Source organism: Streptomyces sp. NPDC054840 (assembly GCF_053611065.1).
In genome coordinates, this window is the sequence record NZ_JBSGZP010000422.1 from 1 (window position 1) to 6,588 (window position 6,588).

Here is a 6,588-nt window from a genome sequence, read left to right on the forward strand (position 1 = left end):
GCGGGCCGCGGCCCGCGCGGCGGGTCCGGCCCGGCGGCAGATCGCCCTGCCGGCCCTGGTGTACGTCCGGCCGGTGATCGCGGGCGGCGCCGCGCCGGGCGCGCCGGTGACGGACTCCACCGGGGAGATCGCGGAGGGACCGGTGACCGGGATCCGCGCGTCGGCGGAGCGTCCCAAGGGCATCTGCGAGGTGCGCCGGCAGTTCCCCACCTTCCGCGGCGCCCCCCGCCCCCCAGCTACCGCTGGGAGGTGCCCCCGGCCGGCCCGGTGGGCGCGGCGGACGAGCGGATGGCGGACGCGGTGGTGGTCGGCGCGTCCGAGCAGGCGGGCACCGCATCGTGGGGTCGGTGGCGATCCGCCTGGTCAAGGCGGGCCGCCGGCCCGTCATCGTGGTTTCCGTAGGCGCCCGGATCCGTCTCAGCTGGCCTGAGGGCCGGCGGGCCTCTGATCCGTGGGATCCGTGGGTCCGTGGGTTCCGTGGGTCCGTGGGATCCGTGGGATCCGTGGGATCCGTGGGATCGCTCGGTCTACTTGCCCATGGTCAGGCCGTCCTTGGCGGCGCCGCGGCTGAGGACGGCCTCGCTGATGGTGTCCCGGGCGCGCTCGTAGTCCTCGCGGCCGGGGTCCTCGGCGAGGGCATCGGGCAGGTGGACGACCCGGCCCGCGGACAGGTCCATCATCTGCGGCACGAACTCGGCCTTGGTGACCTGCCAGCGCTGTCCTGCGGCGGCCGGCGGGGCGAAGGTGAACCGGCCGATCGAGCCGTAGTTGCCGCGCATGTCGCGCGCGCCCGTGTAGTTGAACATCTCACCCGCGACCTGGTCGCCCATGCCGTAGACGATCCAGGTCCCGTTGACCTTCTCGTAGGGCTGCGGAATGTGCGCGTGCGTGCCGAGGAGCATGTCGATGTCGGGGCGGCCACCGGTCTCCGCGGCGGTCAGCGCCTTGCCGAGCGAGAGCTGGGTACCGTCCGGTTCGGTCTCCCATTCGGTGCCCCAGTGCACGCTCACCAGCACCACGTCCGCCCCCGCCTTCCGGGCCGCCCGCGCATCCGCGATGATCTTGTCCTGTTTCATCAGGTTGACCGCCCACGGCTGGCCCTCGGGCAGCGGGTAGCCGTTGGTGTCGTAGGTGTAGGCGAGGTGCGCCACCTTGGCGGAGCCCGCCGTGTAGGTGGTCACCGTGGCCGCCTCGGCGGCCGTACGGGCCGAGCCGGCGTGCTTCAGGCCGACCTTGTCGAAGCGGTCCAGCGTGCGGCGCAGCCCGGCGCCCCCGTCGTCGAGGGTGTGGTTCGAGGCCGTCGAGCAGCCGTCGTACCCGGCATCCTTCAGCCCGTCCGCGACCTCCGGCGGCGAGGTGAAGGCGGGATAGCCGGAGAAGGGCCCGCCCTCCTCCCCGTAGATGGTCTCCATGTGGCAGAGGGCGAGGTCGGCGCCGGAGACCACGGCCTTGACACCGGAGAACATCGGCCTGAAGTCGTATCCGTCGCCGTCCGCGTCGTTCGCCGCGTGCTGGATGACGGAGGTGTGCGGCAGTACGTCGCCGCTCGCGACCAGTGTGAAGCCCTCGGCGGCGCGTGAGCCGGCGGCGCTGGAGGGGGCGGCCGGCCCGCCGGAGTCCCCGAGGCGGGCGGGTGCGGAGGTCCCGGTGGCCGAACATCCGGCGGCGGACAGCAGCACGGCCGACAGGAGGGCGAGTACCGGCGGCCGGATTCGCGTGGTCATGTGCCCCGCTCTCGTAAATACGATGATCTGACATGTGATCACATGCAATCCACATAACTACACGCCGTTAGTCAAGGACCGGATCCGCCGCGCGGGCGCACGCCCACCCGAACGGCGGACACGGCTGACGGAGCGCGCGGGCGACGGAGCGCGCGAGCGATGCCGGCGGTGGGCGATGCGCGCGCCTGCCGTTCGCCGCGCCGTTCGACCGTTCACCGACCGGCACGGCCGCCCGGCGGACGACCCGGGTGCTTGGGCGCACCGCCGGGGCCGGACGGTTCCAGGTCGGCTCCGTGCAGGTCAGGGTGGAAGGGTCGCCGCCTCCAAGGCCCCCACGCGCCCCGGAAGGAGCCCCTCGTGCCGCTCTCCCCCACCCGCCCCCGCACGGACCCCGAGGCACTCGCCGAACTCCAGCGCGACCACGGGCGGGCCCTGTTCGGATTCCTGCTCGGCCTGACGGCAGGGGATGCCCAGCGCGCGGAGGACCTCGTACAGGAGACCCTCGTACGGGTCTGGCAGCACCCGGAGGCCCTGTCCAGCGGGCACGACTCCATGCGCCCCTGGCTGTTCACGGTGGCCCGGCGGCTCGCGATCGACGCCCGCCGGGCCCGGCTGTCACGGCCGCTGGAGGTGGATCCCGAGGGACTGGAATACGCACCCGAGCCCCAGGACGCGGTGGCCGGATCGGTCACCGCGATCGATGTCCGGCGGGCCGTGGGATCCCTGGGGCCGGAGCACCGCGAGGTATTGATGCAGGTCTACTTCCGCGACCGCTCGGTGGCCGAGGCCGCCGCCGAGCTCGGCATCCCGGCCGGAACCGTCAAGTCCCGCACGTACTACGCCCTGCGCGCCCTGAAGAAGGGCCTCCAGGGGTACGGGTACGGCCTCGGCGCCTGAGCCGGCGGCACGGCTACGGATCGGTTAACGCCGTGAATGGATGCGGACCGGACATAAAACGCGTCGATTTCGGCACCAGAGCGTGCAAGTTGAGTAAACATCCCCCGCTTCGCGAGCCGCTCGGTGAAGGCTCAGGACTGACGACGGGACGCTCGAAGCGCGGGAGAAGGTGGAACGGTGCAGCCCGAGGGTAGTAACGGCACCAGTGACGGCGGGCTCGCGGTGCCCATGGCCTGGCTGTACGCCGAGTACATCGCGGACGAACTGCTACGGACGGGCCGGCTCATCCCGGTCAGCACCCTGGAGTTCAAGGCGGGACGGGACACGCTCGCCCTGACGATCTACCTCTCGGACGCGGCCGGCGAACTCTCCGGCATCCGGGTGGTCTCGCAGCTCGACGAGTGGCTGTCGCTCACGGCGTACGGACACCCGTGGCGCGACTGGGTGCACACCCGGTTCCTCGCGCTCGGCGAGGAGGCCCGGGAGCGCGGCGACGGCGGGGATCCCGACCTGGAACTGGCCCGGGCGGCATGGCGCTGGCTGGACAGCACCGAGCTGTTCGCCACCAACCTCGACCCCGGGCGGCCCGACCACTCCGACGTCCCGCCGGGACTGGACGAGAACGCGCGCGTATGGACCCCGGCCTGGCAACTCGGACTGCCCCTCGGTCACTTGGCGATGCACCTGTTCTGACGAAGCCGGGAGCACGGGCACAGGACGCTGAACTCATATGATCAGCGAACTCCTTACCTGGCTCGAAAGGCGCTCATCAGTTCCATGGACAGCAAAGCGATCGAGAACGCGCAACGGGTGGCAGCGCGGGTGACGGCCGAAGCCGATGGCGATGCCTGGAAGGAACACCAATGGGCGGTGGCGCGCTTCCTGTCGGGGTCCCGGACGGCCGTCGAGGAGGAGCGCTGGAGGAGGCGGTTGAACGAGTGGAGGGAGCGGATCGTCGCATCCCTCGCGGCTGACGCCTTCGCCGAGGTCGCCGAGTCCCAGGACCTCCTCCTGGGCTGGCTGCTGACGGAGCTTCGACGCAGCGACGACGCCCTCGGCTCGCTGCTGGCGCTGTATCCCCTGCCCAGGCCGGAGCCGGAGCCGCTTTCCGTCTCCGGCACGCCGACGCCGGAAGCCGACGGCCAGGTGGCCGAGTTCTACTTCGCCGACGTCTTCACCTTCGTCACCGACTACCTGGCGGTCGTGATCCGCCGCCCCCTGGACGGTACGTCCGCGACCTGGTGTCCGCTCTGGTGGGAGCACCCTGAGGCGGGGGCCCGGCTGTCCGCGCTCTGGCTGGCCTGGGAGCACCTGCGGCACGATTCGGCCCTCGGCATGACGACGTGGTGGATCCAGCACGCAGATCCGCACCTCAAGGTCCTGATGGACCCCCGGCAGGGCCCGTTCGCCGCCTGCTCGCCCGAGGGGCACGCGCAGGAGCCGCTCGGCCCCCTTCCGGTGGAACCGTACGAGCCGACGTAGGCCGCCCCGCCCCAGGGCCGTCCCGTCATCCCCGGTGGACCGGCAAACGGCGTCGGATGCGGCGCATCGGAAGGTGTTCCGACAACGCGGCGGGGCGCCGTGGCTGTCGTCGTGCGCCCGCCGGGGATGAGCGGACAGCCCTTAACCACGGTCGGCCGGATCCATCACCAGGCCGGTGAAATCCGCCTCGTTGCGCTCCGCCCGGCTGACGTACCAGCGGGCGACGAGCCACATCACCGGGTACACCAGCAGGCCGAGCGCCACCCAGATCAGCGGCCCCGACGCGTCGCGCGAGAGCGCGAACACCAGCGGCAGGGTCCCGATCAGCGACATGAGCGCCGCCAATGCGCCGAGAGCCGCGCGGAGCTGGCTGCGCATGAGGGCGCGGACGTAGGTGGCCCCGAGCGTGGTCTGCTCGGAGATCTCCGAGCGGGCCGGGGTGTGCGCGGGCGGGCGGCGACGGGCGCCCCGGGGTACCCCGGTGACGATCTCTCGCCGGGGCGGCGACTGCTGCTGCTCCTCGGCCATGGTGCCGGAGTCTACGCAGCGACCGGTTATTTGAGGAGGCGTGAGAGCCGCCGGTCCGCGAGCGGCTTCCCACCGGTCTGGCAGGTGGGGCAGTACTCCAGCGAGGAGTCGGCGAAGGACACCGAGCGTACGGTGTCCCCGCACACCGGGCACGGTTCACCGGCCCGGCCGTGCACCCGCAGGCCGCTCTTCTTCTCGGCCTTGAGCTTTCCCGCGGCCACCCCGTGGGCCCGGCCGACGGCCTCGCCCAGGGTGCTCCGCACGGCCTCGTAGAGCTGGGTGATCTGCTCCTCCGTGAAGGACGCGGCGAGCTTGAACGGCGAGACCCTGGCGGCGTGCAGGATCTCGTCGCTGTAGGCGTTGCCGATTCCCGCGATCACGCTCTGGTCCCGCAGCACTCCCTTGATCTGGCGCCGCTCCCCCGCGAGCAGCGCGGCGAAGGCGTCCCGGTCGAAGCTCTCGGCGAGGGGGTCGGGGCCGAGGCGGGCGATGCCGGGTACCTCCTGCGGGCGGCGGACCACGTACACGGCGAGGCGTTTTTGCGTACCGGCCTCGGTGAGGTCGAAGCCTCCGCCGCCCACGAGGGAGACGCGCAGTGCGAGCGGCCCCTTGCCGGGGCGCGGCGGCTGTGCGGGCAGGGTGTCCTGCCAGCGCAGCCAGCCGGCCCGGGCCAGGTGCGTGACGAGGTGGAGCTCGCCGACCGGCAGGGCCAGGAACTTGCCGTACCGGGCGGGGGCACCGGCCGGCTGCCCTTCGAGGGCGGTCAGCGGCGGGTCGTAGGTCTTCAGCACGCTCACCGCGAGCGGGAGGACGCGCTCGACCACCCGCCCGGTGAGGTGCTCGTCGAGGTACTCCCGCAGGGCCTCGACCTCGGGCAGCTCCGGCATGGTCCCAGCCTGCCGCCGTCTCAGGCGAAGCGCGAGCTGGGCACCGGTCCGGGCGAGGCGACGCGGTCGCGGGGTGACGTGAGCCAGCCGTCGCGGACGGCGGTCACGAAGGCCCGGAAGTCCTCGTCCGGATCGGGCGGGGTAGCGCCGTCGCCCCCGTCCGGGGCGGCGGTGGCGTGCGCGATGTCCTGGGCGATCTCCTCCTCGGGCCTCACGTCGTCCTTCCACGGCGGGGAGACGAACTGGCACAGCAGCGTGCTGAAGTCCGCGCTCACCGCGGGCGGGTCGGTCCAGCAGGTGGCGTGCTCGGCCAGGATCTGGCCGTCGGCGCGCGCGTGCAGGGTGCGCAGGAGGTCCGGGTCGGTCGCGTTCAGGTCGTAGGCGACGACGAGGGTGTCCGTACGCGCGGGCTCGTACGGTACGGCGGGCAGCCCCAGCACCCGTGCGGCGGCGAGCCCGAGGATCCGGTCGGACCGGCCGGGCAGCAGCGAGACCGTGGCCGGGTGGCGCCCGGCGGCCTCCAGGGCGAGTGCCAGGCGGGTGAGGCCGTACCGGCACGTCTCGTGGGTGTCCCCGAGGTAGGCGAACCGGCCGGTCATCCCGGCGTCCCAGCCGTAGGCGGAGAGGGTGCCCAGGAGTCCGCCGGTCAGGCCGTAGTGCCAGCCGCGCAGGTCGGTGCGGCCCAGCGGATCGGCATGCCCGGCCGTGCACTGGGCCCGGCGGGCGTGGTCGGTGCGGTGCAGCCGGTGCTTCTGGCGGGCGTGCGCCCCGGACCACTGGGGGTCCTCGGGGGCGGGCAGGCCGCCGCCGATCCGCTTGGCGGTGTCCAGATCCCCGGCCAGCAGCGTGTGGTGCACGAGGAGGTACGTCTCGGGCCAGGCGGGCAGCGCCGGGCCGCGGCCGGAGAGCAGGGCGGCTGCCTCGGCGTGCCGGTGCTCGTCCTCCAGGGCGGACACCAGCTCGGCGAGGAGCGCCCGCGAGCCGGGGAGCAGCCGGAGTGCCTCGCGCAGCGGTGCGACGGCGAGGAAGGCTATGCCGCGCTCGACGCAGGCGTAGCCGAAGTCGTAGAG

The 6,588-nt window shown here is 72.9% G+C and carries 7 protein-coding genes and 1 pseudogene; 4 read left to right on the forward strand and 4 right to left on the reverse strand.

The genetic code is table 11. The annotated features are described in order from the left end of the window. Positions 1-395, forward strand: a pseudogene (locus ACWGIU_RS25690) (universal stress protein); the annotation flags it as partial. Between the two features lie 132 nt (positions 396-527). Here the strand turns inward: ACWGIU_RS25690 and ACWGIU_RS25695 are convergent. Further along, positions 528-1,724, reverse strand: coding sequence for a CapA family protein (locus ACWGIU_RS25695; protein ID WP_453709517.1), 1,197 nt, complete (start codon positions 1,722-1,724; stop codon positions 528-530). A 357-nt stretch (positions 1,725-2,081) separates the two neighbouring features. Between ACWGIU_RS25695 and ACWGIU_RS25700 the strand changes: the two genes are divergently transcribed. The 3 genes from ACWGIU_RS25700 to ACWGIU_RS25710 all read left to right on the forward strand — a co-directional run bounded on the left by ACWGIU_RS25700 (position 2,082) and on the right by ACWGIU_RS25710 (position 4,103). Further along, positions 2,082-2,621, forward strand: a complete 540-nt coding sequence (locus ACWGIU_RS25700; RefSeq protein WP_453709519.1) for a sigma-70 family RNA polymerase sigma factor — start codon at positions 2,082-2,084, stop codon at positions 2,619-2,621. A gap of 228 nt (positions 2,622-2,849) precedes the next feature. Further along, entirely contained in the window at positions 2,850-3,314 is a 465-nt protein-coding gene (locus tag ACWGIU_RS25705) for a hypothetical protein (RefSeq protein ID WP_453709529.1), read from the forward strand. Positions 3,315-3,398: 84 nt separating this feature from the next. Further along, complete coding sequence (locus tag ACWGIU_RS25710) at positions 3,399-4,103, forward strand: DUF4913 domain-containing protein (RefSeq protein WP_453709521.1); 705 nt, start codon at positions 3,399-3,401, stop codon at positions 4,101-4,103. Between the two features lie 141 nt (positions 4,104-4,244). On the opposite strand, the gene ACWGIU_RS25715 is transcribed toward ACWGIU_RS25710, so the two are convergent. The 3 genes from ACWGIU_RS25715 to ACWGIU_RS25725 form a co-directional block, all read right to left on the reverse strand. After that, on the reverse strand, positions 4,245-4,631 hold the full coding sequence (locus ACWGIU_RS25715) for a hypothetical protein (protein WP_453709523.1): 387 nt from the start codon (positions 4,629-4,631) through the stop codon (positions 4,245-4,247). Positions 4,632-4,657: 26 nt separating this feature from the next. After that, positions 4,658-5,518, reverse strand: a complete 861-nt coding sequence (locus ACWGIU_RS25720; RefSeq protein ID WP_453709525.1) for an Fpg/Nei family DNA glycosylase — start codon at positions 5,516-5,518, stop codon at positions 4,658-4,660. Positions 5,519-5,538: 20 nt separating this feature from the next. Next, the coding region (locus ACWGIU_RS25725) for a hypothetical protein (RefSeq protein WP_453709527.1) at positions 5,539-6,588 on the reverse strand (1,050 nt) is incomplete at its 5' end.

What these genes read in the sequence shown, in the direction of transcription:
- ACWGIU_RS25695 (WP_453709517.1), bottom strand. Translation starts at nt 1,724, where the DNA reads ATGACCACGCGAATCCGGCCGCCGGTACTCGCCCTCCTGTCGGCCGTG.
- ACWGIU_RS25705 (WP_453709529.1), top strand. Translation starts at nt 2,850, where the DNA reads ATGGCCTGGCTGTACGCCGAGTACATCGCGGACGAACTGCTACGGACG.
- ACWGIU_RS25710 (WP_453709521.1), top strand. Translation starts at nt 3,399, where the DNA reads ATGGACAGCAAAGCGATCGAGAACGCGCAACGGGTGGCAGCGCGGGTG.
- ACWGIU_RS25715 (WP_453709523.1), bottom strand. Translation starts at nt 4,631, where the DNA reads ATGGCCGAGGAGCAGCAGCAGTCGCCGCCCCGGCGAGAGATCGTCACC.
- ACWGIU_RS25720 (WP_453709525.1), bottom strand. Translation starts at nt 5,518, where the DNA reads ATGCCGGAGCTGCCCGAGGTCGAGGCCCTGCGGGAGTACCTCGACGAG.